Genomic DNA, 25,969 nt, shown 5'->3' with positions numbered 1-25,969 from the left:
CTCCTTCCGTCGTTGGTTCGGCCCGCCGACCGTTCTCCGCCGGGCCCCTGCCGTCACTCCGTGGCGATCGCCCGGAGGACGTCCAGCCGTGCCGCCCGCCCCGCCGGGCGGAGGCCGGCCACCGCGCCGGCGAGCAGCCCGGCCGCCAGCACCACGGCGAGCTGCCCCGGCGGTATCGCGAAGGAGCTCGTCCCCGCGCGGTCCGCGGCCCGGACCAGCGCCCAGCCGAGGAAGGCCCCCAGCCCGAGCCCGCCGACCGTCCCGAAGGCGGCCACCAGCACCGACTCCCAGCGCACCATGCCGCGCAGTTGCGCCCTGGTCTGGCCGACGGCCCGCAGCAACCCGAGCTCCCTGGTCCGCTCGTGCACCGCCAGCGTCAGCGTGTTGGCGATTCCCAGCAGCGCGATCAGCACCGCCAGCGCCAGCAGCGCGTAGACCACCGACAGCATCATGTCGACGCCGGAGGCCGCGCTCTTCGCGTAGCCGTCGCGGTCCTGCACCTGCGGACTGCCGAACGGGACCAGTGCCTTCTCCACCGCCGCCTTGCCGGTGGCGGTGGAGACGCCGTCGCGCAGGCCGACCGCGACCATGGTGTCCGCGTCCTGCCCCCGGTGCGGGGCCCAGGCCTGGCGGGTCACCAGGTAGTCACCGGCCAGCCCGCCGCCCTCGTAGAGTGCGCGGATCGTGAACGGCCCGCTGCTGCCGTCGGTGAAGCCCACGGTGACGGGCTGTCCGAGCTGCCAGCCGTGCTGCCGCGCCTCGCTGCGGGAGACCGCCAGGCCGTCCGTGCCGAGCCCGTCCAGCGAGCCGTCGACCCGGCCGAGGTCGACGATCCCCGGCAGCCTGGCCGGATCGGTGACGTCCAGCGCCCGCCCGTGCCCGTCGATCCGGGCGACGCCCCGGCCGAGCCCGACCGCCTGCCGGACTTCGGGCAGCCCGGCCAGCGCGTCCGCCACCTTCGGGCTGATCCCGCTGCCGCCGGCCCCGAACGAGGGGCTGGTGACGGCCAGATCTCCCGCGAAGGACTTGCTCACCGTGGAGTCCAGGGTGGCCTTGATCGATGCGCCGAAGACGGTGAACAGCGTCACCACCGCGACCCCGATCATCAGCGCGCTCGCCGTCGCCGCCGTCCGGCGCGGGTTGCGCGCCGCGTTGCGCCGGGCCAGCAGGCCGGAGACCCCGCGCAGCCGGGGCAGTGGCGCGCCCAGCGTCCGGACCGCGAACGCCGCCGCGACCGGGCCGAGCACCACCACGCCCGCGAGCACCGCCAGCGCCCCGCCCGCCGTCAGGGCCACCGACGGGCCGTCGGTGGCGCCGAGGACGGCGACCGGCGCTCCGCCGGCCAGCAGCAGACCGCCGGCCAGCACCCGGACGGTGCCGGAACGCCCCTGTCCGGCCCGGTCGACGCCCGTCTCCCGCAGCGCCGCCAGCGGTGCCGTCCGCCCGGCCCGGACCGCGGGCAGCAACGCCGAGCCCACCGCGACCAGCGTCCCGACCAGCAACGGGAGCACGATCGCCGCCGCACCGATCACCATGCCGCCGGTCGGCAGGGCGAAGCCGAGGGTGGAGAACAGTGCCTTGAGGCCGGTGGCCACGCCGATCCCGCCCAGCAGGCCGCCGAGCGAGGCCAGCAGGCCGACCGCCGAGGCCTCGGCGAGCGTCGCGCCGAGCACCTGGCCGCGCACCGCGCCGAGCGCCCGCAGCAGCGCGTTCTCCCTGGTGCGCTGGGCGACCACGATGGCGAAGGTGTTGTGGATGGTGAACGTGGCGACCAGCAGCGCGATCCCGGCGAAGACCAGCAGCAGGGTGGTGAACATGCTCAGGAACCGCCCGGACAGCAGCTGGGTGCTCTCCTGGGTGGCCGCCGTTCCCGTGATGGCCTGGACGCCCGCCGGGAGCCGCGGGGTGATCCGGTCGACCAGCTCCCGCTGGCCGACCCCGGCCGCCGCGCGGACCTGGATCGAACTGGCCTGCCCGGCGCCCTTCGGAGTGAGGTGGCGCTCGGCGTCCGCGAAGGTCATGGCGGTGAAGGTGCTCGGGCCCATGCCGTCCGCGCTCGCCCCGAAGGTGGCGATACCGACGACGGTGACCGGGACCGGGTCGGGGGTGCGCAGCACGGTGGTCGAGCCGATGTGCAGCCCGCCCGACCGCGCCGCTCCCCGGTTGACCACGACCTCCCCCGGCGCCGCCGGCGCCCGGCCCTCGGCGAGCCGGTACGGGTTGAGCCTCCCGTCGGTGAGCCAGTTGCCCGCCAGGGTCGGGGGCCCCTGACCGCCGATCGGCTTGCCGTCGGAGCCGACCAGTTGGCCCGCGCCCTGGACGGACGGCTCTGCGGCGGCCACCCCGGGGACGGTGCGCAGCCCGTCGGCGAGCGCGGCGTCCACCGGGGCCCGCACCCCGCCGGCGGTGCCCGGGGAGTCCAGCACGTCGGCGCTGCGGACCACCACGTCGGTGCCCGCGTTGGCGTCGGCGAAGAGGGTGTCGAAGTTGGCCCGGAGGGTGTCCCCCAGCACCATGGTGCCGGTCAGGAAGCTGACCCCGAGCAGGATGGACAGGAAGGTACCGGCCAGCCGCCGCTTGTGGGCGCGCAGTGAGCGCAGGCTGAGCCGGAAGGTGACCGCGGACGTCATGACCGCCCCCGTTCGAAGGCCTTCATCCGGTCCAGCACGGCCGCGGCGCTGGGGCGCTCCATCCGGTCCACCAGCCGCCCGTCGGCGAGGAAGAGCGCCTCGTCGGCGTGGCCGGCGGCCGTCGGGTCGTGGGTGACCATGACCACCGACTGCCCCATCTCGTCCACCGCGCGGCGCAGCAGGCCGAGCACCTCGCCGCCCGAGCGGGAGTCGAGGTTGCCGGTGGGCTCGTCGGCGAAGACCACCTGCGGCCGCCCGGCCAGTGCCCGGGCCACTGCGACCCGCTGCTGCTGGCCGCCGGAGAGCTCGCCGGGCCGGTGGTGCAGCCGGTCTCCGAGGCCGACGACGTCGATCAGCGCCGTCAGCCAGTCCTCGTCGGGGGCCGCCCCGGCGAGGTCGAGCGGCAGGGTGACGTTCTCCAGGACGGTGAGCGTGGGCACCAGGTTGAAGGCCTGGAAGACGAAGCCGACCCGCTCGCGGCGCAGCAGGGTGAGCCGCCGGTCGTTCAGGGGGCCGAGCTCGGTCTCGCCGATCCAGGCGCGGCCCGAGCTGAGGGTGTCCAGCCCGGCCGCGCAGTGCATCAGGGTGGACTTGCCCGAGCCGGAGGGCCCCATGATCGCGGTGAAGCGCCCGGCCGGGAACTCCACCGTCACGTGGTCCAGCGCACGGACCTCGGTGCCGCCGACGCCGTAGACCTTGACGGCGTCGGCGACCCGGGCGGCGGTGCCCCGGACGAGGTCGAGGGTCGTCACTTCCCGGCACCCCCTCGGGACTGGTCGCGCGGCGACTCGGTGAGCACGGCCCGCTTGGCCCGGTACTCCTCGGCGTCGATGTCGCCCTCGGCGTAGCGGCGGCCCAGGACGGCCATCGGGTGGTCCGCCCCGGCCCCGGGCCCGCAGCCGCGCCGCCAGAACGTCCGGCGCAGCACCGTGATCACCAGGACCACCACGGCGATCCAGACCAGGGGGACCAGCAGGATCCAGGGACCGGGACCGTGACCGTCCCAGTCGGCCAGCAGCGTGTACATGGCGGTTCATCTCCTCGGCGGTTGCCTCCAGGACCCCGGGCGGTTCCCGAGGTGACTAGAGCGTGCCGCGGAGCCCTCTCATCACGCGTCCTACCAGCAGCGACAGTTGCGATACTCCCGGGAGAGTACGGACGGCTCCCGACACGCCGGGCCGGGAGTACCGGGCCCTTGCGCACCGCCACTCGGCCCGGTCGCCACTCATCCCTGCCACCGCTCGGACCCACCGACCCTCGGACCCACCGACCCTCGGACTCACCGGCCCTCGGACTCACCGCCGATCGGCCCGGCTGCCCGCGTCCCTACCGCCGCTCGGACCCACCGCCACTCGGCCCGGCCGCCGCTCAGCCCAGCCAGCCCGGCCGCACCAGCCCCGACTCGTAGGCCAGCACCACCAGTTGCGCCCGGTCCCGGGCGCCGAGCTTCAGCATCGTCCGGCTCACGTGCGTCTTGGCCGTCAACGGGCTCACCACCAGCCGCCGGGCGATCTCGTCGTTGGACAGCCCCATCCCGACCAGCGCCAGCACCTCCCGCTCCCGCTCGGTCAGCGCGGAGACGTCCGTGAGCCCCGCCGGCGCCGCCCCGGGCCCCTTCGAGCGGGCCGCGAACTCGCCGATCAGCCGCCGCGTCACCCCCGGCGACAGCAGCGCGTCCCCCGCCACCGCGACCCGGATCGCCCGCAGCAGCTCGGCCGGGTCGGTGTCCTTGACGAGGAAGCCCGCCGCCCCCGAACGCAGCGCCTCGAAGACGTACTCGTCCAGCTCGAAGGTGGTCAGCACGACCACCCGTACGGAGGACAGCGCCTCGTCCCCGGCGATCCGCCGGGTCGCCTCCAGGCCGTCCATCCGCGGCATCCGGACGTCCATCAGCACGACGTCCGGCAGGAGTTCGCGGGCCAGCCGGACCGCCGCCTCGCCGTCGTCCGCCTCGCCGACCACCGTGAGGTCGTCCTCCAGGTCGAGCAGGGCGCGGAACCCGGCCCGGACCAGCAGTTGGTCATCCGCCAGCAGTACCCGAATCACTCACTCTCCGCCTTCGGTGTCGGCAGCTCCGCCCTGACCCGGAAGCCGCCGCCGGGCAGCGGCCCCGCCGTGATGGTGCCACCGAACGCGCCGGCCCGTTCGCGCATCCCCGCCAGTCCGCTGCCCGAACCGCCCGCATCGCCCAGCACGGCCGGGCCCGGGTCCTCGACCAGGACCACCAGCACCGCCGGATCCCGCCAGTCCAGGACCACGACGGCCTGCCGGGCCACCGAGTGCCGGATCACGTTGGTCAGCGCCTCCTGGACGATCCGGAAGGCGGTGAGGTCGACGGCGGCGGACAGCGCCCGCCGGTCACCGTCCTCGTGCACCTCGACGGCCAGGCCCACCCGGTCGGCCTGGTCGGTGAGTTCGTCCAGCCGGTCCAGCCCGGGCGCCGGTCCGCGCGGCGCCGCACCGGGCCCGCGCAGCGTCGCGAGGACCTGGCGGACCTCCCCCAGCGCCTCCTTGCTGGTCGACTTGATGGTGACCAGCGCGGTGCGGGCCTGCTCCGGCCGGCGGTCCAGCAGCGCGAGCGCGACCCCCGCCTGGACGTTGATCAGCGACAGGCTGTGCGCCAGGATGTCGTGCAGCTCCCGGGCCATCCTCAGCCGCTCCTCGTTCGCCCGGCGCTGCTCCAACTGCTGCCGGTAGGCCTGGTGCGCGGCGATCCGCTCCCGCCGGAACCGGACCAGCTCGGCGCCCACCGCGACCAGCAACAGCCAGGCCAGCAGGCCGAGTTCCTCCTGCCAGGAGACACCGGACGACGACGTGCGCTGCCAGTCCTCCGGGAGCACGAAGGTGACCAGCACGTGCACCAGGTACACACCGGCCAGACCCGCCCAGGCCGCCCGGCGGTGCCCGGCGCCGATCGCCGCGCAGCAGGCGATCAGCCAGCTCAGGAACACCGGCCCGTACGGGTACCCGGCGCCCAGGTAGACCGCCGTCACCACCGAGGTGCCGAGCACCGCCGCGACCGGCCGGCGGCAGCGCAGCACCAGCAGCGCCGGGCCGACCAGCAGCAGGAAGTAGCCCAGCCCGTCCAGCGGGACCCGGCCGGGCTGGTTCCGGGCGGCGAACGTCGACCCGACCACCTGGATCAGCGCGGCCGCGGCCGCCAGCCCGAGCGGCCAGCCCGCCTTGGCCGCCCGCACCCACGGCGGGCGCCACGGCTCGGGCGGCCCGGGAGGCTCGGACGGCGGCCCGGCCGATCCGGGCGACTGCGGCGGCCCGGGCGGCTCCGGTACCCCCGGCCCGACCGGGGGGTCCTCCGACGGCGGGGGCGTGCGCGGCATCATGCCCGGAAGGCTAGACCCGCGCCGCCTCCCCACGCGTCCTCCACCAGTGGCGTTCGGGCGTACTCCCACGGGAGTACGCCCGAACCCGCCCGCGGACCGCCGGCCTGCCGGTCTGCCCGCCTGCCTGCCCTTGTCTGCCTAGCGGCCCGCCTGCCTGACCGCGCGCGGCCCGACCCGCTCGTCGGCCCCCCGGGTCAGCCCGTCGCCGCGGCGGCCGCCGCCTGCGCTCCCTGCTCCGCCACCGCGACGTCCGCGGACGCCTCCGGCCGCGCCAGGGTGACCACCAGCTCGCCGTCGCCCACGTCCGCGATCAACGTGTCCCCCTCCCGCACCGTGCCGTCCAGCAGCAGGTTCGACACCCGGTTGTCCAGCTCCGACTGGATCGTCCGGCGCAGCGGCCGGGCCCCGAACTCGGGCTGGTAACCACGGTTGACCAGCCACTCCTTGGCCGCCTCGGTGACCTCCAGCCGCACGTCCTGCGCCCTGAGCCGGCGCCGGCTGCGCTCCAGCAGCAGGTCCACCACCGACAGCAGGTCCTTCCGGGTGAGCGCGTGGAAGACGATCACCTCGTCGATCCGGTTCAGGAACTCCGGCCTGAACTGCTGACGCAGGTCGCGCATCAGGTCGTCCCGCAGCGCCTGGTCGGGTGCCCCGCTCCGGGCGTCCACCGCGCCGGCGCGCTCGAGGATCCGCTGCGACCCGATGTTGCTGGTCATGATCACCACGGTGTTCCGGAAGTCGACCGTACGCCCCTGGGAGTCGGTCAGCCGCCCGTCGTCCAGCACCTGGAGCAGCAGGTTGAAGACGTCCGGGTGCGCCTTCTCCACCTCGTCGAAGAGCAGCACGCTGTACGGCTTGCGGCGCACGGCCTCGGTCAGCTGCCCCGCCTCGTCGTAGCCGACGTACCCGGGCGGGGAACCCACCAGCCGGGAGACGGTGTGCTTCTCCTGGAACTCGCTCATGTCGAAGCGGATCATCCGGTCCGGGTCCCCGAAGAGCAGCGCCGCCAGGGCCTTCGCCAGCTCGGTCTTGCCGACGCCGGTCGGCCCGAGGAAGAGGAACGAGCCCGTCGGCCGCTCCGGGTCGCCCATCCCGGCCCGACCGCGGCGCACCGCCTGGGCCACCGCCGTGACCGCCTCGTGCTGGCCGACCACCCGCTCGTGCAGGTGCTCCTCCAGTTTGAGCAGCCGCTCCCGCTCCGTCGCGTTCAGCTCCGCCACCGGGATCCCGGTCCGGGACGACAGCACCTGGGCGATGTCGTCCGCGGTGACCTCCACGACCTCCTCGCGGGACTCCCCGAGCGCCGCCAGCTCGTCCTCGGTCTGCCGCAGCTCCGTCTTCAGGTTGGCGGCCCGCACGAACTCCTCGTCCGCGACGGCCTCCTCCAGTTCCCTCTTCAGCTTGGTGATCCGGTCCTGCACCCCGGTCGCCGCGGTCGACCCGCTCAGGCTGCGCAGCCGCACCCGCGCACCCGCCTGGTCCAGCAGGTCGATCGCCTTGTCCGGCAGGAAGCGGTCACTGACGTACCGGTCGGAGAGCGACGCCGCCGCGTCCAGCGCCGCGTCGGTGAACCGGACCTGGTGGTGCGCCTCGTAGGCGTCCCGCAGCCCCTGCAGGATCTCGACGGTCTCCTCCACGCTCGGCTCGGGCACCAGCACCGGCTGGAACCGCCGCTCCAACGCCGCGTCCTTCTCCACGTACCGGCGGTACTCGTCCAGCGTCGTCGCCCCGACCACGCTCAACTCACCGCGCGCCAGGGCCGGTTTGAGGATGTTGCCGGCGTCCATCGAGCCGTCGCCACCGCCCCCGGCACCGACCACCGTGTGCAGCTCGTCCAGGAAGAGGATCACGCTCTTCTCCGCCGCCGTGACCTCGTCGATCACGCTCTTCAGCCGCTCCTCGAACTCCCCCCGGTACTTGGACCCGGCCACCAGGGCGGTCAGGTCCAGAGTGACCACCCGCTTCTCGCGTAGGCTCTGCGGCACGTCCCCGGAGACGATCCGCTGCGCCAGCCCCTCCACGATCGCGGTCTTGCCGACCCCCGGCTCCCCGATCAGCACCGGGTTGTTCTTGGTCCGCCGGGAGAGGATCTCGACGGTCTGCTCGATCTCCTCGGCCCGCCCCACCACCGGGTCCAGCCGCCCCGCGCGCGCCGCCTCGGTGAGGTCCCGGCCGTACTCGTCCAGCGTCGGGGTCTCGCTCGGGTGCGCGCCCGTGCTGCTGCGCTCGCCACCCACCCCGCGCCCGTCCAGCACCGTCTTCAGCGCCTCCTGCGAGGGCGCCGCGTTGCGCAGCGCCGTCCCCGCACCGGAGCGCTCCTGGTCCAGCAGCGCGCCCAGGATGTGCTCCGGACCGATGTACGAGGCCCCGGCCGCCTGCGACCGGGCGTGCGCGGCCAGCAGCGCCCGCTTCGCCGCCGGGGTCAGCGCCGGCCGCCCCTCCGCCCCGGACACGTCCCCGGGCAACCCCCGCGACCCGTTACCGGACGTGTTCCCGGACGTGTTCCCGGACGGCAGCGACTGCTCGAGGTCACCGCGCAACCGGTCCGGATCGATCCCCGCCCGCGCCAGCATCCGGCGAGACGGCTCCGCCCGGGTGGCCGCCCAGGCCAGGTGCGCCGTGTCGAGGTCGCTGCTCCCGTCCTCCGCCGCCCGCTGCGCCGCCAGCGCCAGCAGTTCCTGCGAGGACTCGCTCAGCAGCCGCCCGATCGGCACCCGCTGCACGGCGGGCGGGGAGGCCACCGGACTCATCCCGAAGAACCGGCTGAGCAGATCGGAGAACGGATCGCTCGATCCGAACGGGGGCATGGTCACGGCACTTCACCTCTCCCAAGCGGTCTGCAGCCACACAAACACAGCCCGCACCACCCCGCCTCCCGAACGGACCCACCCGGTCCCACCCCCGCACCCCGTCACCAAACCCGCCAGGCACCCCCACCCGGCCGCCGGCCACGGACTGGTCAACACCAGCGGTTCGATGCCGAGTTCGGTCCACGCGCCGTCGGTCCCACCATCGCCCCCGGCCTGCGCACCCACCGTGATCATCTGGGAGGAAATCAGGAGATCCGGACGCGCCAGGAACCCGGAGACCAGCGCAAACGGCGGTGGCCTGGATCGGGATCACGTTCCCGATCCAGGCCACCGCCTGCGCTTCTTCGTTCTGCTGGTGGGCGCGGACGGTTTCGAACCGCCGACATCTGCTTTGTAAGCTCGTTCGACCTTTCGGACACGCTCGGCGAAGCCACACGAGTTTCCCGTCGAGCGGGCGTATGAAGCCTCCGCTGCTGCCTCATGTCCGTGAGTGTTGCCGTCAGGATCTGCCGTCAGTAGCCCTCCAGGCAATCGCACCAGGGGTGAGATTTTGAATGACCTCGGCGCTTGTTGCGCAGGGACTGGTGTCGCCCCAGGACAGGTTCGATCAGTCGATGCAGGCCTGCCGTGGAGTGGCTGCTGGCCTGCCCCTGACGGCCCCCAGACGGCCCAGGGACGGATGACTGCTTTGTAAGCCATCCTGCCTGACCTGCGACTCCCCTACTCTGCCCGTTCCCGGGCCGCCGCACTGCCAGCATCCGCGACTGACCGCCACGTACCGCCCCTTGTGGCACGCGTGAGGCACGCGAGAAGCCACCCTCGGCAGTTCAATCGAGAAGGATCTCCTCGGGCCGCCGGTTGAGCACTTCGAGCGACCGGCTACTCAACAGATCCTCGACACAACCCATCAGATCGCCGCGGTGGTCTTTGCCTGCGATCTCGTACAGCTCCTTGATCAGATCCTGCCCGTTGATCAGTATCACTGGGTACTGGTCCTCGACCATCTCTAGCTGCGCTGGCTCTGAGTACGACCCGGTGGTGACGTACACGCCGATCCACCCGCGCCTTAGCCTGGCCACCACTCGGGCGATCTGCTCGGCCGACACCAGGCTGTCCGGCTTGATGCACTTCGCCTGCCCCAGAACGACCAGCCTGGTACCGGCCAGACCACTGCCGAGGTCCAGCCGGCCGACGAAGTCCGCCCCACCATCGCCCGAACGACGGGTGAGCCAGCCCTCGTTGTAGCTGTGCCCGGACGCCCTCATCACCTTCGCAGCAACGACCGCGGCAAGCACCTCGAACGCGTGCTTGTTGTTGTCGAACCGCTTGTAAACCGCCTGGAGGTCCGCCTCGACCGAGCTGCCCTGAGTCGGCCTCTGATCGCGTACCTTGACGACCTGTGAGCGTGCCACCCGCCGGCGCACCTTCGGCAGGACCGAGTGACCGTGCTTCACCCACTCCCGCCATGCCGCGGGCGCCATCTCCAACACCTCGGCGTCCGTCCGATCCGGGTTTCGCCGTGCGGTGATCCAGTCCCAATCCAGCTTGTCGTCTTCCGCGGTGAGGTCGATCACCACGAGGTCGAAGACGTAGTTGGTGAACGTCGTCCGCGCTGGCCCGCCCCACTGGACAACCCGCTCCGCCCGCTCGATCAGAGCGACGCCGCAGAACTGGACGTGCCCCTTGACCTTGCCGTTTTTCGACACCGACCGGAACAGCAACAGCGGTGCCGCGGCAGCCCTGCCCTCAGCTGTGGCCGCCTGATGGCTGTCGAATGCCTCCAGCAACGCAGAGTTGCCCGTGGTGGTCCCGACCGGCTTCGCGATCTCCGGCTTGTGGTCGCCGAAGTAGCGGACGTGTCCGTTGTCAATGTCGAACACGTCGTGCCATGGCGTCTGGTCCGACCCCGCCTTCCACGGACTTGACCGGATCATCACAGCCGGCCGCCGCATCCCACCGCCCATCTTGACCTTGGCCATCGCGTTGATCCCTGCTTCGAGCAGGGCCCGCTTCTGACCAGGGCTGTCCGTGACGAAGTAGAAGTTGTCGAACCCATCAATGGCCGCGGGCGCCGTGTCCTTAGAAGCCGTGTACCGCAGCACGTCACCCACACGCAATGAACGCCCCACAACGCCCCCTTCAACGAACAGAACGGTCCGCTCGCGATCCTGGCACGTTGGTAGGACACAAGTCCCTGCGGTGTGCGTCCCGTCAGAGGCCCCACCAGTCAACGCCGACGGGGCCCCTACCTACGAGATCGGGATCATTAGCCCACGGCCTCTTCGTCCCGAAGCAACCCGGGAATGCCCTCTACCTGGGCTCAGATAGTCGCTGACCTGCAAGCACAGGCTCCAGGCGTCCGTGGTTGTCCGCCGACATGCGGGGCCGTAGTAGTGCAGATAGTCACGCAGCTGTCCCAGGTCGCCCTGCGGCTCTGGCCTCCGTCAGTCCCTCGCACTACCGTTCGACCATGGCCAAAACTACGGAACGCTCACGCCGCCGATCCTCAGTGATCTACGCTGCCGCCTGGAGGTGTGCCCATGGTGGCTGGGAGCGAGGCGAGCAGCGGTTCCAAGCCGCGCCAGCGCCACGTCCAGGCCGTAGACGATCGCACGCTCACCAGCATGATGGAGGAGCTCCAGATCGGCCTAGTCACTAGCGTGGCTGCGACGGCGGGTTGCTTGGTTGAGCGGGTGGGCAAGGACCTGTTCGGCATGGATGTGAGGTTCATCCGGCCGCCGACGACCCCGCTGGAGGAGGAGGTGCACCTCCTGGCCCAGCTCAAGAGCACTACCCAGACGGTCCCAGACCCCGCGAAGGGCTGGTTCAGCTACCAGTTCTCCAAGCGCGCATACCTTGAGCAGCTGGCGAAGCCGCGCCGCAACTACAAGTCGATCTTGATCGTGATGACCATGCCGCAGAACCAGGCGGAGTGGACCGAGGTTACTCACGAGGGTCTGCTGATCCGACGAGCATCCTATTGGAGACACCTTGAGGGCGTGGAAGTCAGCCCGACGGTGGACAAGCCGAGTGTCAGACTGTCAACCAGCGACATCTTTGACGCGCCGACTCTGATCAAGCTCATGGACCGGGTCGATAGAGAGGAGAAGCTTCATGACTGAGCCCAGTTCCTCTGCCCTAGTAGAGCGTGTTGACCCAGCGAAGCTCGCCGTCCTGCTCGAAGACTCTGGCTGGAAGCTTGCCGGAGGCCGGCGGGGCATCTTCCTCCGACTGTCGCCACCCGGTGACAGTCCAGAGTGGCCTCGAACAAGCCTTCTCTTGCCGCTGGATCAGGAAGATCCTGACTATCGCGAAGTTATGAGCGTCGCGCTTCATCAAATTTCGTTGAATCATGACTTTTGGACTCGCGTCGTATTTCCGAAGATCGTCACGAATAGTGCCGATGAGTTCAAATTCCGCCGCGAATCGGCTGCTCCAAGTGGGCTAATCGATTGGCGAAGTGGTGAGCGGCTGATTGATTCAGCAAGACGTGCGATGCTAGCTGGAGCCAAGTACTATCTTGGCCCGGAGCGTCACTTTGTTAACCGGCATGGAAGGTTCGCGAGTCGCTACCTCGATCAGGTTCTAATGGGACAGACTGAGCCAGGTAGCTACATTGTCACGGCCTTCGTTCCGCCTGACTCAAGCGTTCCCCTTAAGGCCGAGCCAGAGCCAATCATTACAGGCTTTGGAGCGGTTTCTTCGCGTTCTGTCAGTGAGGCCTTCGCCAGGGCAGTCGAATCGACAGTAGAGGCGATTGCTCACTATAAGTCCACTGGCGCGCTGTCGGGTTTTGTAGCGGGCGTTGAAAATGGCGTCTCATACGAGATGACAAGTGCACTGCTGGGCATGGCTTCGATGTCCGATGGGGCAGACATCACGATCGACTGGGATGCTGCCGTCCCTGTCAGTGGTGCAACTTCGCACCATTTCGAGCTGCAGGGGTCCGATGCGGAAGTCCTTGATAAGGCTGCTCGGCAGCTCGCCCAGGACGACGGACCACAATTCGTGACAGTGCTTGGGCGAGTGCATCTGCTAGCCAAGAAGCAGGCCGGAAGCGCAGGGGTTTTTGGAGTCGAGTCGCTCGGTTCTGGTTCTCCCAAAAAGGTGCGCGTGAGGCTCGCCGATGAGGAGGACTATCACGCAGCCATCCGTGCACACGAAGAGGACCTTGCGATTCAAGTGAGCGGCAGGCTTGAAAAAGAAGGAAACCTGAGTTGGCTCTACAACGCGACAGTCCTTCGCATTGTCGGACCGCTTGAAGACCTCGATCCGAAGAAGCAGCGAAAGCCTCAAGCTCAAGTCGATCAGCCTGGGCTTTTCGATTGACGAGTCACTATCGCATGCCGCGAGCATGACAAGGCGACTTTGGCTTGCGGCTACGCGATGGCTATTCGCCCGGACGGTGGAGCGGTTTTGGCCGGTGTCCTGTCGGGGTTGGGTCCGAGCATGATCGGGGGGGGCGTAATCTGCTGCGACTCGGTCAGGGCTGTTGGGCCTGACCGCAATTTGGCCGAGTGGCCCCCCGGTCTTGCTCGGTGCGGGTCCCGGTCCTGACAGGTGGGTAAAACCGTGGAGCCGCCCGCCCCCAGCCCCGGCGGGGTTCTGAACTCAGCCCTCTTCTGCCGTTCGCCGGCGCGGCCGGGACGCCGCCGGAGCGGGGCGAAGACAGGAGCGTCGGCGCGCGGCCAGGCCGCGCGCTGGCGCGCTGTGCGAGCCTTGAGGCGGCAGAGAGGATTTGCATGCACGCTGCGGGCTGTATCGCGGCTTGAGGAGCACAGTTGTCGGCTAACCGCCCTGACCTGCACCGAAGCGGTGATGGGGCTCCACCCCAGGTTCTTGCCGCCGCCGCCCGCAATTCCCCGTGATTCCCCACCCGTCCTGGCACGACTGTGGCACGGGCGACGCTCCCCAGTTCCCTGGCCTTCTGCCTTGCCACTCACAGGTCGCGATACTCGCCACTGGGCGTCGCGCGCCCGGCCACGCCGTCGGTAGGGTCGCCGACATGGGCAGGCTCGTTCTCGTCGACCTCGACGACACTCTGATCGACCGGCGTAGTGCAGTCACCGCATGGGCGGCCGACTTCACCGCCAACCACCGGCTGTCTCCGGAGGCCGCGCGGGTAGTGGCTGAGGCGCTCCGGGAGCGTGCTCGGCCGGAGACCTTTGCCGGACTGCGCGACACGCTCGGCCTGGCCGAATCAGCGGCGGAGTTGTGGAGCGGCTATGTCGCCGAGATCGCCTCGAAGGTGGCCAGCAGCGCGGAGGCCCTGGTCCGTCTCGACCTGCTCCGGACCGCCGGGTGGTCGGTGGGAGTGCTCACCAACGGCGGTTCGGACATCCAGCGGGCAAAGCTGGCCGCCGCGGGCGTCCTCGGCCACGTGGACACAGTGTGCATCTCGGAAGAGATCGGCGCCCGAAAGCCGGATCCGCAGGCGTTTCGGGCCGCCCTCTCGTACTGCGGATTCGAGCCGCCGGGAGACGTCTGGATGATCGGGGACGACCCGGTGTCGGACATCGCCGGCGCCAACGCCGCTGGACTGTCGACAATCTGGATCTCAGCGGGTGCGGCGTGGAGCACCCCGGACGTGACCCCGCACCACATTGCAGTGACCGTGGTCGACGCGGCGGACTACCTGCTCGAACTCTCGGAGAGTGCATGATGGCCAGTCAGTCGACCGTCGGGATCCTCCACCCGGGGAGCATGGGGGCTGCGGTGGCCGCTTGCGCCAAACCGAAGGCTCGGCGCGTGCTCTGGTGCCCGACGGACCGTAGCGCCGCCACCGCCGCGCGGGCAGAGAGCCACGGGCTGGAGGCCGTAGCGAAGCTCGATGACCTGCTGAGGCAGGCCGACATCGTGCTCAGCCTCTGCCCACCCGCCGCCGCCGAGGAGATGGCCCGCGCAGTCGCCGAGTGCGGGTTCGCCGGCATCTACGTGGAGGCGAACGCCATCAGTCCAGAGCGGATGGCCCGCATCGTTGCCGTGCTGGACGGCCCCGCTCGCGCAGTGGTCGACGGCGCCGTTGTCGGCTCTCCGCCGGTCCACGGGAAGCGCACCCGGCTGTACCTGGCTGGTGAACCGGAGGCCGTCTCGCAGGTGGAAGCCCTGTTCGCCGACAGTCTGGTGGAGACGCCCGTGCTGGGCAGCGAAGTGGGCCAGGCGTCGGCGCTGAAGCTGGCCTACACCGCGTACCAAAAGGCATCGCGTGTGCTGGCGGCCGAGGCATACGGGGCGGCACGAGCACACGGTGTGGAGGCAGCACTGCTGGACATCGCGGGAAAGCGGCCTGGTAGCTACCTGGTGGAGACCGGCTACATCCCCAAGACCGCAGCTCGCGCTTGGCGTTGGGGCCCCGAGATGGATGAGGCAGCCGACATGCTGTCGGCTGCCGGACTGCCGGACGAGGTCCTTCGGGCGGTGGCCCGGACTCTGGATCGCTGGGCCGACAGCAAGGACCTCGCCGGACTGACGCCTGACGAGGCCCTTGACCGTCTCGCTCGCCCGTAGGAGGGCGGGCTCCTACGGGCGCCGACCGCCTCCCGCGAGAAGCGCGTCGATGAGCCGGGCGGCCTCCGCCGGACCGACAGCGCTCGTGTCCACCGACAGATCCCACACCTGATCAGGGTGCGCTTCGATGTCGGACTGTGTGGCGTCCCAGGCATTCAGCCGGGCCTCGGTGTCCTTGTCCCCTCGGCTGGCTGAGCGCGCCGCGGTCACCTCGCGCCCGCACCAGAGCAGCACCACCGCCCAGTCCGCCGGGTAGCCGGTGACCAGGGCATCGATACCCTCGATCTGGCCCAGGTGCACGATCGGGATCCCGCCCTCGAACGCCCTGTCCGTGCCGGGACGGTCGATGACGTAGGTGTTGCCGTAGCGGCTGTTCTGGTAGATGACGTCACCCGCCGACTCAAGCTCGGCGAGTTGCTCAGGAGTGCCCATCCGGTACCCCTCGGCCTTACCGCTTCCGATCTTGAGCCGGGAGAAAAGCCTGTAGTCCCCGATCTCTTGGAGCGCCCGCGTCACCGTGTCCTTCCCGGCGGCGGGCGGCCCGTAGAGGATGAGGCCGCGAGCGCTCACAGCTCGCCCCCACTCAGCGCGTCGCGGGCCTGGTCGGCCGCAGCAACGGCCGCGCCAAGGCGGTTGTCCACGACGAAGTGCGGGCCCGCTGGCCGTAGCTTCAGGTCAATGGTGGCCAGATAGTCGTCCCACGCCTCCATCTTCCACATGTCGCGAGCAGCACCCCGGAACTCGATGTACTCCCTCATCGACTCGGGATCGCATTCGACCCAGATAGCAGCCACGGCAACCCGCTTTGCCTTACACCGGTTATAGAACCGCTGCATCCAGTCCGCCCGCGAGAACTCCGCCAGGAACGGCGCATCCAGAATCACGGACGTGCCGCAATTGAGATTGTCCCAAGCTGCCTCCATGAGGCAACGATATTCGAGTGGCCGCACCTTCTCGCGATAAAGGTCGGAACTCCTGTCATTCGCCTCGCCATCGAGCGCCAGGAGAAGCTGATCGACCAACGGTCGAGTCAGTGAATCCTTATCGAGAATCGGCCATCCCGTGAGCCGGCCAATGAATTTGGCATACTCAGACTTTCCAGATCCGGCATAGCCGCCAACCAGAAGAACTACCGGCCCGGCGTCGTCACCACCCGCCCGGCGCTTCCACTCTTCCACGATGCGACTGCGGAACGCCTCGACGTCGACCCCGTCCACACCCTCACGAAGGCTGCCGAGAGCCTCCCGGATGGACTCGGCTAGATCGGGAACGCTCTCCGCTGAACGCTGATTGGGCACCGTAGCGACCTCTCCGGGGAGAGCTCGGCGAAATCCCAGCTCCGCCTCATTAAGGCGGTAGAGAATGCAGTAGGCCCGGCGATAGTCAGCACGCGGGTACGCCGTACCCTTTTCGTGCGACCAGACCGTCTGAAAGTTGGCCGCAAGGCTGAAATTATGACGCTCGCCGATTTTCCGCAACTTCTCACCGACCTCCTCAAGAGTCAGGGTGTGGGATTCCCTAACCTGCTTGAGAACTGCCGGGTTCCAATCTGGGTGCTGCCGAGCCATATTCCCCTCCTAGGAAACTGCTCGTGCCGCGAGTGTAGCGGCTCGTTGAGTCACCTGAAAATCGTGATAGAAGTCGTGATAGTACTCGTGTAAAGACATGCAACCGCATACCGGTAAGGCTCCGTGATACCGATTGCCGGGCGGCAGGTGTGAACTGATCTCAGTTCGCACCACCGAGGAGGTAGCAATGCGAAGCCGACCGCCCCGATATGCAGAGAGGGGACCGCAGCGAACCCGCGATCCCCTGAACCCCCCGGCCGGCCATCACTTGGCCTCAAGCTCCGCGACCCGCGCGGCCAGCGCCCGGAGTTCGCCTCGAACCTCTGCCAGTTCCCGCCGCAGTTGCCCGGCCTCCCCGGCCGCCGCAGTGACCTTGACCGCCGCATCCGCGGCCAGGAACGCCGCCTTGCCCTGGTGACTCACCACCAGGCCGGCCTCCTTCAGGTGCGCCACAGCCCTACGGGCGACCGTCACCGTCACGTCGTACTCCGCCTGGAGTGCCGCCAGCGACGGGATCCGCCCGCTGGAGGCGAAGTCGCCAGCAGCGATTCGCGCGCAAAGGTCGTCCGCCACCTGCCGATAGGCGGACTTCTCCCCGGTCCACTCGACCATCAACTCTCCACTCCCTCTGCGTCTCTGCCTCATAGTGCCGCACCCTCCGGCCGGAACCAATGCTTCCGCATCTCGCCCGGCCAGTGGACTTGCCAACTATGTCGCCTCTGCCCCACAGTTGAACTGTGCGACAGAGAGGACAAAGCTCTCTCTGTCCTCGCTATTCCTGCATGACCTGCACAAATGCGCCCGCAAATGGCCGGCTACAGCCGCGCCCAGGGCGAAGGGGCCCGGGACAAATCGGGCCGAGGCAACCGGCGCCTTGTCAGTCCGGATGGCTAGAGACCGAAAGGTCAGCGCCGCCAATGCCTGGGATCAGATCCCGAAAGGGCGGCACAACAGGCCTTGCTCCTCTCGCTGGGGCAAGGCCTGAGCTCTGTGAACGAGTGACTTTGGTCCGGCCCTCCCGCTCGCGGTTGGGCCGCGGCCATGGCTGCTCGTGCACCACGAGTAGCTGGGCCCGCATGAGTCGGGCCGCCGCGCTCCCGGCCAAGGTCTGCGCGGCGGCCCTGCGGGCTCACCCCCCGATTGGACGAGGTGAACCCATGAAACTGATTGTCGCAGGCCAGGACGCCGCGACGCCGGACGAGTTCGCTGAGCTCGCCTTCGGCTTCGGTGTCGACGCCGACCTGTTCGCGGGCGTCGAGGGCGAGTCCGCCGACGAGCGGCGGGCCCGGCTCGACGTCGCACAGGAGGTTCTGCGGGACCTGGACGGGCCGGCGGCCCGGTTCGCGTCCGGCTTGATGCGCACGGCCGAGCGCCGCCGGGTGCTCACCTGGAGGGCCGCCGCATGAGCCTCCGTCGCACCCTGTACTTCACGGGCACCCGGGCCCCGCACCGGCCCGCCCTCCCGCTGGCCACCCGGCTCGCCGAGTACCGGCCGGCCGCGGACGGAGACCTGTCCGGCGCCGCCTGCACCGGCGCCGACCCGGACCTGTTCTACCCGGGGCCCGACGAGGACGCCGAGGTCACGGAGGACATCGCCGTGAAGGCAGAGTGGGCCGAGCGCCGTGCGCGGATGATCTGCGCCGGGTGCCCGGTGCGCACGATGTGCCTGGAGCTGGCGCTGGAGCGCCACGAGAAGCACGGCGTCTTCGGTGGGCTGAACGCCCGCGAGCGCGCCGCGCTGCACGAGCGCCGCCTGAAGATCGCCGCCCGCGAGCGTCGCGCCGCCGGGGGTGCCGCGTGACGACGATGATCGCCCCGACGGCCGTTTCAACCCCGGCCGCCGCTGCTTCAACCTCGCGGCCCGCCGCTTCAGCCATGCGGGCGGCGGCCTCGGACAAGCTCATGCTGGGCGTGGCGATCCTCGCCGCGGTCGGTGGTGCGGCCCTCGCCGGGATCGGCTTCAGCGGCTCCTACAACGCGCTGCGGGACCTCGGTTTCAACCACCACTTCGGGATCTTCAGCTACGCGTTCCCGGTCGGTGTGGACGCCGGGATCGTGGCCCTGCTGGCGATGGATCTGCACCTGATCCGCAAGGGCGCCCCGGCCCCGTGGCTGCGGTTGCTGGCCCACGGTTTCACCGTCGGGACGATCTATTTCAACGCCGCCAGCGCCGGGCCGCTGCTGGCCGATCCGACCGGCACCGCGATGCACGCGGCGATCCCGGTGATGTTCGTGGCGGTCGTGGAGGCCGGCCGGCGCCTGGTCATCCGGATCACCCGGATCGAGGCCGGACACCAGCGCGACGGGGTGCCGCTGCACCGCTGGATCCTCGCCCCGTGGCCGTCCTTCAAGATGTACCGGCGGATGCGCCTGAACGGCATCGCCTCCTACGACCGGGCGGTCGAGCTGGAGCGTGAACGCCTGGTCTACCGGGTGATGCTGGAGCGCGACCACGGCAAGAACCCGGAGCACATCCCCTCTGACCTGCTGCTTCCTCTCACCATGGAGCGGTTCGGGCTGAGCGTGGACGAGGCTCTGGCCTTGCCGATGGAGGCTGACGAGCGGGCCCGGCTGCGAGCCGAGCGCGAGGCCGCGTTCGAGGCCGAGGCAGCCGTCCGGGCCGAGGCCCGTGCCGCTGAGGTCCGGATCTCCAGCCTGCGCACGGCCGGCCGGGTGGAGGCCGCCGGGTACGAGGTCGGTGCCGAGACTGCCACCGCCAAGGCCCACGCCCACGCCCGAACCGTCGCTGCCGGCCGCGAGGCCGAGGCCGCCGAGCGGCTCGACCAGGCGGAGGAGGAGCTGAAGGCCGCCGCCGCCGAACAGGACGCCGCCGAGGCCCGCCAGCGTGCCGCTGAGACCGACCGGGCCGCCGCTGAAACGGAGCAGGCCGCCGCTGAAACGCGGCGCCGTGCGGCTGAAACGGAGCACGAGGCCGCTGCTGTCGAGCGGGCCCGCGCCGAGGACGAGCAGGCCGCCCAGGCCGCGCGTCTGAGTGCGGCCGAAGCGGCCAAGGCCGCGGCTGAAGCGCAGGAGGCTGCCGCTGAAGCGGGCCGCCGCGCGGCTGAAGCCGAGCGCGACACCGCCGCCGCCAAGCGCGCCCAGGCCGACACCGAAGAGGCCGCCGAGGCCGCCCGGCTGCGTGCCGCTGAAGCCCGCGCCCGTGCGGCTGAAGCGGAGCTGCGCGCGGTTGAAGCGGAGGACGAGGCCGGTCTGACCCCCGCCGCCCGCGCCACCCGCAAGGTGGCCCGGATGATCCTCGCCGCCGACGCCAACGGCGACCCGGAGGCCGTGAGCCTCAAGGCCATCTCGGAGGCCCTCGGCGTGTCCATCGCCACCGCCTCCGGGCGCCGCACCGAGGCCGCCGAACTGATCGCCACCGGCTACAACCCCGGAAGGACGCTCTCGTGACCGCCACCACCGAGGCCCCCGACACCGCCGCCGAGCAGATCGAAGCGGCCGGCACCCTGATGTCCCTGCTCACCGCCCACGCCCACCTGCGCGCCCCGGCCGTGCAGGTGGAACTCCAGATCGTGCCCGGCACCTGCGACTTCGCGTGGGGGCTGAGCATCTCCCTGCACGACGGCCTCGACCACTTCGAGCAGTGGCGGGCCGCCCTCGGCCTCGACCCCGCCGCCGTCGACCTCAAGCAGCGCGGCCAGACGCACTGGCTGACCGTCACCGGCATGCACGCCAGCACCCTGGTCACCCTGTCCGGCTTCTTCACGCTCGACCCGGGCGACGACCAGTGAGCCGCCCGCGCCACTGGGACCCCGACGGCTCCCGCCACGGTGGCACGCCCACCTACCCGTGGCGGATGGCGCCGCGTGGCCTCTTCACCCGCCGTCAGCTCCGCGCCCGCGGTCTTCGCCCCGGTGGGCAGGACGTTGCCGCGCAGGTCATGTGGCGCTCCCGCTTCGGCGGGACCTGCCCGGCCTACCTCTACCGGCTCGACCGGGCCAAGCCCGTGCAGCCGATGACCCCCGCGAAGGCCGCCGCCCTCGCCAAGGCCAACCGGGCGCGCCGCACCTGCCCCGACTGCGGGCAGGACGTCGGCTACGTGCTCCCCGCGCACCTCGGCACCTGCCTGACCTGCGCCGATGGCTCCGCCCTCGCGGCCTGAGCCCACCCCCTGACCTGCTCCACCGCCACCTGAGCAAGGAGAGCCCTGTCATGTCCGTGACCGAAATCCGCGTGATCTCGTTCGGCTTCCTGCACGACGCCCCGCCGCCCGCGCACCTGACGCTGGACCTGCGCCTCCACTTCAAGGACCCGCACGTCAACCCCGCCCTGCGTTACCTGAGCGCCGAGGACCTGCCGGTCCGCGCCGCCGTCCTCGCCACCCCCGGCATCCAGGAACTCATCGCCGCCGCCGCGGCCGTGGTCGACGCCTACGACGCCGGCCCCGAGGACGCGCCGCTCACGATCGCGGTCGGGTGCGCCGGCGGTAGGCACCGCGCGGCCACGGTGGCCCGCGTCCTCGCCAAGCGCCTCGGCAAGACCGGCGTGCCGGTCCACCTCACCCACCGCGACCTGCCCAAGCCGGTCGTCGAGCGCACCGCCACCGGCGGCGCCGTCACCCCCGCCCACGCCTGATGACTGGAGACATCGCCATGTCCGACACCACCTCGGGCCCGGCCGCCGGGCCGACCCACGCCTGGGTGATCACCCTTCAGAAGCCGCTCGCCCACGGCCTGGCGACGGTCACCGTGGACGGCACCTACAGCGCCCAGCCCGGCGACACCCGCCCCATCGCGTACCGGAAGGTGCGGACGTGGGTCGACGAGCAGGACCCCGACATGGCCGGCGCCAACGTCCTGTTCTTCTCGCTGGAGCCGTACCGGCTCTGATCAGCCCTAACGGCCCGGAACCGCCGGTAGCTCGCCAGCATGGCGGCGGTTCCGGGCCTTCCGCCCTCCGCAGAGAACCGGAGCGCTCATCATGACCGAACCCGCTGCCTCGACGCTGGTCGAGGTCGTCCCCGCCCCCGCGAATCAGCCACCCCCCACCCCCGCAGCCGACGGCTCCAAGTCCGCGCCCGCGCCGCCGCCGGGCGCGGTGCCCGGGGTGCCGTTGGCGGTGGCCGTCGTCAACGCCCTCGGTGGCCTCGGCGCCGGCGCCCTCTCGCTCGGCGGCCCCGCCCCGCTCGTCGCCGCCGGTGCGGCCGGTGGTGTCGCCGTGGTCGGCGGCCTCGTCCGCCGGGCCCGCAACCACCGCCGCACCACCACCCCCCGCCTCGCGGCCCGCCAGTCCGCCGCGACCCGGTCGGCCGCGGGTGGCCTCGCCCCGGCCCCGCACCGCGGGGCCACCTGGCACGCGGGCGCCACCACGTACCCGCCCGCGCAGCACCGGCACCCCGCCGGCCACCGCAGCGCGGGCGCCCACCCGCCGGCCCCGGCGCCCGGTTACCGCCCCGGGCCCGCCGTCCATGCCCCGCGCACCGCAGACCCGAAGGGACCGAGCGCCATGGCGCGAACGGCCGGAACCATCCCCCGCACCACCCGCGGCGGCGGGCCTGCCGCGTCCTGGGCCGCCGACACGGTCCCGGGCCAGAGCAGGGCCGAACGCCCGGCCGGCCGGGGCGGCAGCGGGGGCGGGTTGCGGCACCGGTCCACCGCCGCCGCGCACACCCTGGCCAGGGCCGCCTCCCGCCTGCCCGGCGGCGACGCCTGGACGGGCGGGGTGCGGGACGAGCGGCGGGCCGCGCGGGATCAGCAGCGGCTCGCCCGGGTCGCCGAGCGCACCGCCCGCCGGGTCGCCAAGGGCCAGGCCAAGGCCGAACGGGCCGCCGGGATCGACCCCGCCACCGGCGCCGGCGCCCGCGCTGCCGGGTCCGCCGCCCGGACCGGGTCCGGGCCGTCGCCGGTCCAGGCGAAGGCCCTGCGCCGCTCCGCGATGCGCCACCGCGCCCGGATGGCCGGCGCCGGGGTGGCCACCGGTCTGGTCGGCCTCGCCTCCGTCCTCGCCTTCAACTGGCGCCACCCGGGCCGGGTCACCGGCCACATGCTGCGCGTCTGGCAGCGGCTCGCCGCCCGCGCCCGCGCCGTCCGCGACGCCCGGAACGCCGCGATCCTCGGCAACCAGGCCGCCGCCAGCGCCTACGGGACCGCGGCCGGGGCGGCGGGTGTGCCGGTCCCGGCCGAGACCGTCAACATCCCCGGCCGTCCCACCCCGACCCCGGCCGCCACCGGCGGTCCCGACACGGCCGGCCCCTACGAAGTCTTCGGCCGCCCCGGCCGCCCCGACCGCACCCGCACCGTCGAACCGATCACCCTCGGCAAGCCCACCACCAAGGAGAACGCCACCGTGACGACGCCCCTGGACGGCACCGCCTCCACGTTCAACCTCACCTCCGCCGCGGACGTCCTGCTCCAGGCCGCGACGACCTTCGACCCCGAGACGATGATCGAGTTCGGGGCGTTCGCCGACGACCTGCCCATCGCCTACGCCACCATCCAGGAAGTCCTCCGGGTCCTGGCGGAGCTGGCCGCCGAGCGCCTGCCGCTCGACCCCGCGGTCGTCGAGGAGATCAGCCAGGGCTACCAGGCCATGGGCCGCGTCGTGCACGCCCTGGAGGAGGTCGCCCCGACCTTCCGACAGGCCCACGCCGAGGACCTGGAGCGCCACGAGAACCCGCGCAACGGCCTGGAGGCCGAGCGGAAGTGGAACGTCTGACCCACCCCGCACCCCACCCCAGCACCCACACCCCTGCCGGGCCGTCCACAGGCTGTGGACGGCCCGGCCCGCATCCGGCTGGAGACGCCACCGCCATGAGCAAGACCACCAAGAACACCGCGCCGATGGTCGACTGGAGCGCCGGTCACGGCCTGCTGTCCGGCACCGTGAACGGCACCCTCGGCGCCCTCTCGATCACCGCGCTCGGCCACGCCGCGGACATGCCCGCCACCTGGGCCCTGGCCGCCGGCGCCGCCGGAGCCCTCGGCACCCTCGCCGCCGGTCTGCGCCGTCGGCTGACCGTCGCCACGATCACGTTCCGCGGGACGTGCTGGATGGCCGCCGGCGGCTGGTCGTCCTGGGCCCTGGCCCACGGCGGCCCCTGGCAGTGGGCCGAGGTCGGCACCCTCGCCGTCGCCGGGATCGCCGCCGGCACCCTCGGCGCCGGGTTCGCCGCCCACGAGGAGGTCGAGCAGGCCAAGCGCGCCCACCTGCTGCTGATCGGCGCCCGCCGGCAGATCGCCGCCGACTGGACCGACCGCATCCGCCGCGTCTGCAACGTCGAGGTCACCGTTCTTGGCGTCGAGCACTGGCCCTCCGGCGCCGGCTACACCCTGGAGATCGAACTCCCCGAGGGCGGCACCACCCGACGCGCCATCACCGACCGCACCGAGGCTCTGGGTTCGGATCTCGATCTGCCCGACGGCTGCGGCCTCCAGGTCATGCCCGGCATCTCCCGCAGGCGCGTGCTCATCCAGGTCACCACCAAGGTCATCACGACCACGCTCGACTTCCCCCTGGAGGAGATGAACGAGGTCACCACCGTCAACAACCCGATCCCGATCGCGTTGCTGTCCGACGGGGCGCGGGCGGAGATGGACCTGCGCCAGGCGTCCACGATCGTCACCGGTCCCACCGGCAGTGGCAAGACCAACTGGCTGCACACCCTCATCGCGCTCCTGAACCAGACGAACGACACGCTGGTGTGGGTGATCGACCTCAACGCCGGGTCGATCGGCCTGCCCTGGCTCAACGCCTGGCGCGACGCCCAGCTCGGCCGCACCGGCTCGCGTTGGGCGGAGGCGAAGATCCCCACGCCGGGCGTCGACTGGGTCGCCTCCACCCCGGAGGAGGCCAAGCGCATGCTCGCCGCGGCGGTGCGGATCGCCAAGCGCCGCAAGGCCGCCTACCAGGACGCGATGCGCGACGCCAACGACGACAAGCTGCCCGTCGGCCCGACCGTCCCCGAGATCGTCATCATCATGGACGAGGGCGCCGAAGTCGCCGCCACCCGCGAGGCCCGCGCCGTCCTCGCCGGAGTCTCCGAGGTCATCCGCATCGCCCGCGCCATGGCCATCCGCGCCGTCGTCTCCGTCCTGCGCGTCACCCAGGACGTCATGCCCGACCCCCTCGTCCGCAAGATGGCGAGCAACCGGCTCGCCACCGGCGCGTTCGAGGACAGCGAGCTCGGCCACCTCTTCGGCTGGCGCGCGCTCCGGGCCGAAGACAGCTTCTCGGGGCCCGGGTCGGTGCTGGTCGGCACCGAGGGCAAGCAGCCCGCCAAGGCCCGCCAATGGCGCATCACCCCCGAACAGATCGAGGAAGTCAGCGCGCTCACCGCCCACCGCCGCCCCGCCCTCGACGCCCCCTCGCTCGAAGCGGCCGGCACCGACTACACCGACCGCTGGCTCCTGGAACGCTGCGGCCACCTCTGGGAGAACACCGAGCCCGTCACCGCCGTCGCGGCGCCGAGCACTTCGGCGGGTCCGGCATCGGACGGCCTGATGGGCTCCATGCGCCGCGGCAAGAACCCGGTCCCGGACTGGAAGGCGACCGCCGGATGGGACACCCCTGCCGACCCGGACGACCTGGAGTCGATCTGGCGCCTGCCCTCCGCCGCCGAGCCCGGCACCACCCCGCCCGGCACCGACTGGGCCGACCCATCCACCTGGGCCACCGGCCGCGAGGACACCACCCCCGAGACCCCCGGCGCGAAGGACGCCGCGCTCGCGCTCCTGATCAAGGCCGGGTCCGAGGGCACCGGCGCCAGCGCCATGGAGAAGATCCTCAAGCCCGAGTTCGGCACCACCCGCCAGACCATCAACGGCTGGCTCAAGGAGTGGGCCGAGAGCGGCGAAGCCGTCCGCGTCGGCGAGGGAAACAAGACCCGTTACGTCCACCGGCGGCATGCCCAGAACCCCCCGTCCGGGGACTGAACCGGCCTGCTGTCGCCCGAGCTGTCGCCTCGCCGCGTAAGGAGGGGGTCCGGGCTTCCAGAGCCCTGAAACCCCCCTCTGACCTGCAAGGCGACAGTCGTCACGACAGTCGCGCGACAGCTCACACGACAGCACGGACGACAGCACCAGGCGACAGCACCGAGGCCCGCCCGGCACCCGCCCGGGCGGGCCTTCCCACACCCGATTCCCGACCACTGGAAGAGG

Annotated in this window: 23 protein-coding genes and 1 tRNA gene; 13 read left to right on the top strand and 11 right to left on the bottom strand. The window is 71.3% G+C overall.

Annotated elements, in window-relative coordinates; translation table 11 throughout:
• Positions 1–53: 53 nt before the first annotated feature.
• The 8 genes from ACIRS1_RS03850 to ACIRS1_RS03815 form a co-directional block, all read right to left on the bottom strand.
• Entirely contained in the window at positions 54–2,630 is a 2,577-nt protein-coding gene (locus ACIRS1_RS03850; RefSeq protein ID WP_402836574.1) for an FtsX-like permease family protein, read from the bottom strand.
• Positions 2,627–3,382 carry an ABC transporter ATP-binding protein gene (locus tag ACIRS1_RS03845; RefSeq protein WP_360220480.1) on the bottom strand — a complete coding sequence of 252 codons (756 nt, stop codon included), beginning with the start codon at positions 3,380–3,382 and terminating at the stop codon, positions 2,627–2,629. The genes ACIRS1_RS03850 and ACIRS1_RS03845 overlap by 4 nt, the downstream gene beginning before the upstream one ends.
• Complete coding sequence (locus tag ACIRS1_RS03840; protein ID WP_360220477.1) at positions 3,379–3,657, bottom strand: SHOCT domain-containing protein; 279 nt, start codon at positions 3,655–3,657, stop codon at positions 3,379–3,381. The genes ACIRS1_RS03845 and ACIRS1_RS03840 overlap by 4 nt, the downstream gene beginning before the upstream one ends.
• Positions 3,658–3,998: 341 nt before the next feature.
• On the bottom strand, positions 3,999–4,676 hold the full coding sequence (locus tag ACIRS1_RS03835; RefSeq protein WP_360220474.1) for a response regulator transcription factor: 678 nt from the start codon (positions 4,674–4,676) through the stop codon (positions 3,999–4,001).
• Positions 4,673–5,971: a sensor histidine kinase gene (locus ACIRS1_RS03830; protein ID WP_402836571.1), complete on the bottom strand. Its 1,299-nt coding sequence runs from the start codon at positions 5,969–5,971 to the stop codon at positions 4,673–4,675. Before ACIRS1_RS03830 ends, ACIRS1_RS03835 begins: the two co-directional genes overlap by 4 nt.
• Before the next feature lie 194 nt (positions 5,972–6,165).
• A complete protein-coding gene (locus ACIRS1_RS03825; protein ID WP_402836877.1) occupies positions 6,166–8,778 on the bottom strand; it encodes an ATP-dependent Clp protease ATP-binding subunit in 2,613 nt (870 codons plus the stop codon).
• 356 nt (positions 8,779–9,134) lie between these two features.
• Positions 9,135–9,204: transfer RNA gene (locus ACIRS1_RS03820), tRNA-Cys, on the bottom strand.
• A gap of 404 nt (positions 9,205–9,608) precedes the next feature.
• Entirely contained in the window at positions 9,609–10,892 is a 1,284-nt protein-coding gene (locus ACIRS1_RS03815) for a restriction endonuclease (RefSeq protein WP_402836569.1), read from the bottom strand.
• Positions 10,893–11,405: 513 nt separating this feature from the next.
• Here ACIRS1_RS03815 and ACIRS1_RS03810 point away from each other — a divergent pair.
• The 4 genes from ACIRS1_RS03810 (at position 11,406) to ACIRS1_RS03795 (ending at position 15,288) form a co-directional block, all read left to right on the top strand.
• The gene (locus tag ACIRS1_RS03810) at positions 11,406–11,903 is read left to right on the top strand and encodes a DUF4365 domain-containing protein (protein WP_402836567.1); all 498 of its coding nucleotides are present in this window, start codon (positions 11,406–11,408) and stop codon (positions 11,901–11,903) included.
• Positions 11,896–13,110 carry a hypothetical protein gene (locus tag ACIRS1_RS03805; protein ID WP_402836566.1) on the top strand — a complete coding sequence of 405 codons (1,215 nt, stop codon included), beginning with the start codon at positions 11,896–11,898 and terminating at the stop codon, positions 13,108–13,110. Before ACIRS1_RS03810 ends, ACIRS1_RS03805 begins: the two co-directional genes overlap by 8 nt.
• A gap of 676 nt (positions 13,111–13,786) precedes the next feature.
• On the top strand, positions 13,787–14,443 hold the full coding sequence (locus ACIRS1_RS03800; protein ID WP_402836564.1) for an HAD family hydrolase: 657 nt from the start codon (positions 13,787–13,789) through the stop codon (positions 14,441–14,443).
• Positions 14,440–15,288, top strand: coding sequence for a DUF1932 domain-containing protein (locus ACIRS1_RS03795; RefSeq protein WP_402836562.1), 849 nt, complete (start codon positions 14,440–14,442; stop codon positions 15,286–15,288). Before ACIRS1_RS03800 ends, ACIRS1_RS03795 begins: the two co-directional genes overlap by 4 nt.
• 12 nt (positions 15,289–15,300) lie before the next feature.
• Here ACIRS1_RS03795 and ACIRS1_RS03790 read toward each other — a convergent pair whose 3' ends face one another.
• The 3 genes from ACIRS1_RS03790 to ACIRS1_RS03780 all read right to left on the bottom strand — a co-directional run bounded on the left by ACIRS1_RS03790 (position 15,301) and on the right by ACIRS1_RS03780 (position 17,468).
• Positions 15,301–15,858 carry a guanylate kinase gene (locus ACIRS1_RS03790; RefSeq protein ID WP_402836561.1) on the bottom strand — a complete coding sequence of 186 codons (558 nt, stop codon included), beginning with the start codon at positions 15,856–15,858 and terminating at the stop codon, positions 15,301–15,303.
• Entirely contained in the window at positions 15,855–16,856 is a 1,002-nt protein-coding gene (locus ACIRS1_RS03785) for an AAA family ATPase (protein ID WP_402836560.1), read from the bottom strand. Before ACIRS1_RS03785 ends, ACIRS1_RS03790 begins: the two co-directional genes overlap by 4 nt.
• 264 nt (positions 16,857–17,120) lie before the next feature.
• Positions 17,121–17,468, bottom strand: a complete 348-nt coding sequence (locus ACIRS1_RS03780; protein ID WP_402836558.1) for a GntR family transcriptional regulator — start codon at positions 17,466–17,468, stop codon at positions 17,121–17,123.
• A 545-nt stretch (positions 17,469–18,013) separates the two neighbouring features.
• On the opposite strand from ACIRS1_RS03780, the gene ACIRS1_RS03775 reads away from it, so the two are divergent.
• The 9 genes from ACIRS1_RS03775 to ACIRS1_RS03735 all read left to right on the top strand — a co-directional run bounded on the left by ACIRS1_RS03775 (position 18,014) and on the right by ACIRS1_RS03735 (position 25,744).
• Entirely contained in the window at positions 18,014–18,262 is a 249-nt protein-coding gene (locus ACIRS1_RS03775; protein ID WP_402836556.1) for a hypothetical protein, read from the top strand.
• Positions 18,259–18,657 (top strand): WhiB family transcriptional regulator, encoded by a 399-nt coding sequence (locus ACIRS1_RS03770; RefSeq protein WP_402836554.1) that lies wholly within the window; start codon positions 18,259–18,261, stop codon positions 18,655–18,657. The genes ACIRS1_RS03775 and ACIRS1_RS03770 overlap by 4 nt, the downstream gene beginning before the upstream one ends.
• 5 nt (positions 18,658–18,662) lie before the next feature.
• Positions 18,663–20,264, top strand: coding sequence for a DUF2637 domain-containing protein (locus ACIRS1_RS03765; RefSeq protein ID WP_402836875.1), 1,602 nt, complete (start codon positions 18,663–18,665; stop codon positions 20,262–20,264).
• Complete coding sequence (locus ACIRS1_RS03760) at positions 20,261–20,605, top strand: hypothetical protein (protein WP_402836552.1); 345 nt, start codon at positions 20,261–20,263, stop codon at positions 20,603–20,605. The genes ACIRS1_RS03765 and ACIRS1_RS03760 overlap by 4 nt, the downstream gene beginning before the upstream one ends.
• Positions 20,602–20,976 (top strand): RRQRL motif-containing zinc-binding protein, encoded by a 375-nt coding sequence (locus ACIRS1_RS03755; RefSeq protein ID WP_402836550.1) that lies wholly within the window; start codon positions 20,602–20,604, stop codon positions 20,974–20,976. The genes ACIRS1_RS03760 and ACIRS1_RS03755 overlap by 4 nt, the downstream gene beginning before the upstream one ends.
• Positions 20,977–21,026: 50 nt before the next feature.
• Positions 21,027–21,449: an ATPase gene (locus tag ACIRS1_RS03750; RefSeq protein WP_402836548.1), complete on the top strand. Its 423-nt coding sequence runs from the start codon at positions 21,027–21,029 to the stop codon at positions 21,447–21,449.
• A gap of 17 nt (positions 21,450–21,466) precedes the next feature.
• Positions 21,467–21,703 carry a hypothetical protein gene (locus ACIRS1_RS03745; protein ID WP_402836546.1) on the top strand — a complete coding sequence of 79 codons (237 nt, stop codon included), beginning with the start codon at positions 21,467–21,469 and terminating at the stop codon, positions 21,701–21,703.
• A 91-nt stretch (positions 21,704–21,794) separates the two neighbouring features.
• On the top strand, positions 21,795–23,528 hold the full coding sequence (locus ACIRS1_RS03740) for a hypothetical protein (RefSeq protein WP_402836544.1): 1,734 nt from the start codon (positions 21,795–21,797) through the stop codon (positions 23,526–23,528).
• Between the two features lie 95 nt (positions 23,529–23,623).
• Entirely contained in the window at positions 23,624–25,744 is a 2,121-nt protein-coding gene (locus ACIRS1_RS03735; RefSeq protein WP_402836543.1) for a hypothetical protein, read from the top strand.
• The last annotated feature ends 225 nt before the right edge of the window (positions 25,745–25,969 follow it).

Source organism: Kitasatospora sp. NPDC101176 (assembly GCF_044768035.1).
Classification (GTDB): domain Bacteria; phylum Actinomycetota; class Actinomycetes; order Streptomycetales; family Streptomycetaceae; genus Kitasatospora.
This window is presented reverse-complemented; position numbering and strand designations above follow the sequence as displayed.

What these genes read in the sequence shown, in the direction of transcription:
- ACIRS1_RS03825 (WP_402836877.1), bottom strand. Translation starts at nt 8,778, where the DNA reads ATGCCCCCGTTCGGATCGAGCGATCCGTTCTCCGATCTGCTCAGCCGG.
- ACIRS1_RS03785 (WP_402836560.1), bottom strand. Translation starts at nt 16,856, where the DNA reads ATGGCTCGGCAGCACCCAGATTGGAACCCGGCAGTTCTCAAGCAGGTT.
- ACIRS1_RS03750 (WP_402836548.1), top strand. Translation starts at nt 21,027, where the DNA reads ATGTCCGTGACCGAAATCCGCGTGATCTCGTTCGGCTTCCTGCACGAC.
- ACIRS1_RS03800 (WP_402836564.1), top strand. Translation starts at nt 13,787, where the DNA reads ATGGGCAGGCTCGTTCTCGTCGACCTCGACGACACTCTGATCGACCGG.
- ACIRS1_RS03745 (WP_402836546.1), top strand. Translation starts at nt 21,467, where the DNA reads ATGTCCGACACCACCTCGGGCCCGGCCGCCGGGCCGACCCACGCCTGG.
- ACIRS1_RS03805 (WP_402836566.1), top strand. Translation starts at nt 11,896, where the DNA reads ATGACTGAGCCCAGTTCCTCTGCCCTAGTAGAGCGTGTTGACCCAGCG.
- ACIRS1_RS03810 (WP_402836567.1), top strand. Translation starts at nt 11,406, where the DNA reads ATGATGGAGGAGCTCCAGATCGGCCTAGTCACTAGCGTGGCTGCGACG.
- ACIRS1_RS03850 (WP_402836574.1), bottom strand. Translation starts at nt 2,630, where the DNA reads ATGACGTCCGCGGTCACCTTCCGGCTCAGCCTGCGCTCACTGCGCGCC.
- ACIRS1_RS03765 (WP_402836875.1), top strand. Translation starts at nt 18,663, where the DNA reads ATGATCGCCCCGACGGCCGTTTCAACCCCGGCCGCCGCTGCTTCAACC.
- ACIRS1_RS03740 (WP_402836544.1), top strand. Translation starts at nt 21,795, where the DNA reads ATGACCGAACCCGCTGCCTCGACGCTGGTCGAGGTCGTCCCCGCCCCC.
- ACIRS1_RS03780 (WP_402836558.1), bottom strand. Translation starts at nt 17,468, where the DNA reads ATGGTCGAGTGGACCGGGGAGAAGTCCGCCTATCGGCAGGTGGCGGAC.
- ACIRS1_RS03775 (WP_402836556.1), top strand. Translation starts at nt 18,014, where the DNA reads ATGAAACTGATTGTCGCAGGCCAGGACGCCGCGACGCCGGACGAGTTC.
- ACIRS1_RS03770 (WP_402836554.1), top strand. Translation starts at nt 18,259, where the DNA reads ATGAGCCTCCGTCGCACCCTGTACTTCACGGGCACCCGGGCCCCGCAC.
- ACIRS1_RS03795 (WP_402836562.1), top strand. Translation starts at nt 14,440, where the DNA reads ATGATGGCCAGTCAGTCGACCGTCGGGATCCTCCACCCGGGGAGCATG.
- ACIRS1_RS03735 (WP_402836543.1), top strand. Translation starts at nt 23,624, where the DNA reads ATGAGCAAGACCACCAAGAACACCGCGCCGATGGTCGACTGGAGCGCC.
- ACIRS1_RS03840 (WP_360220477.1), bottom strand. Translation starts at nt 3,657, where the DNA reads ATGTACACGCTGCTGGCCGACTGGGACGGTCACGGTCCCGGTCCCTGG.
- ACIRS1_RS03830 (WP_402836571.1), bottom strand. Translation starts at nt 5,971, where the DNA reads ATGATGCCGCGCACGCCCCCGCCGTCGGAGGACCCCCCGGTCGGGCCG.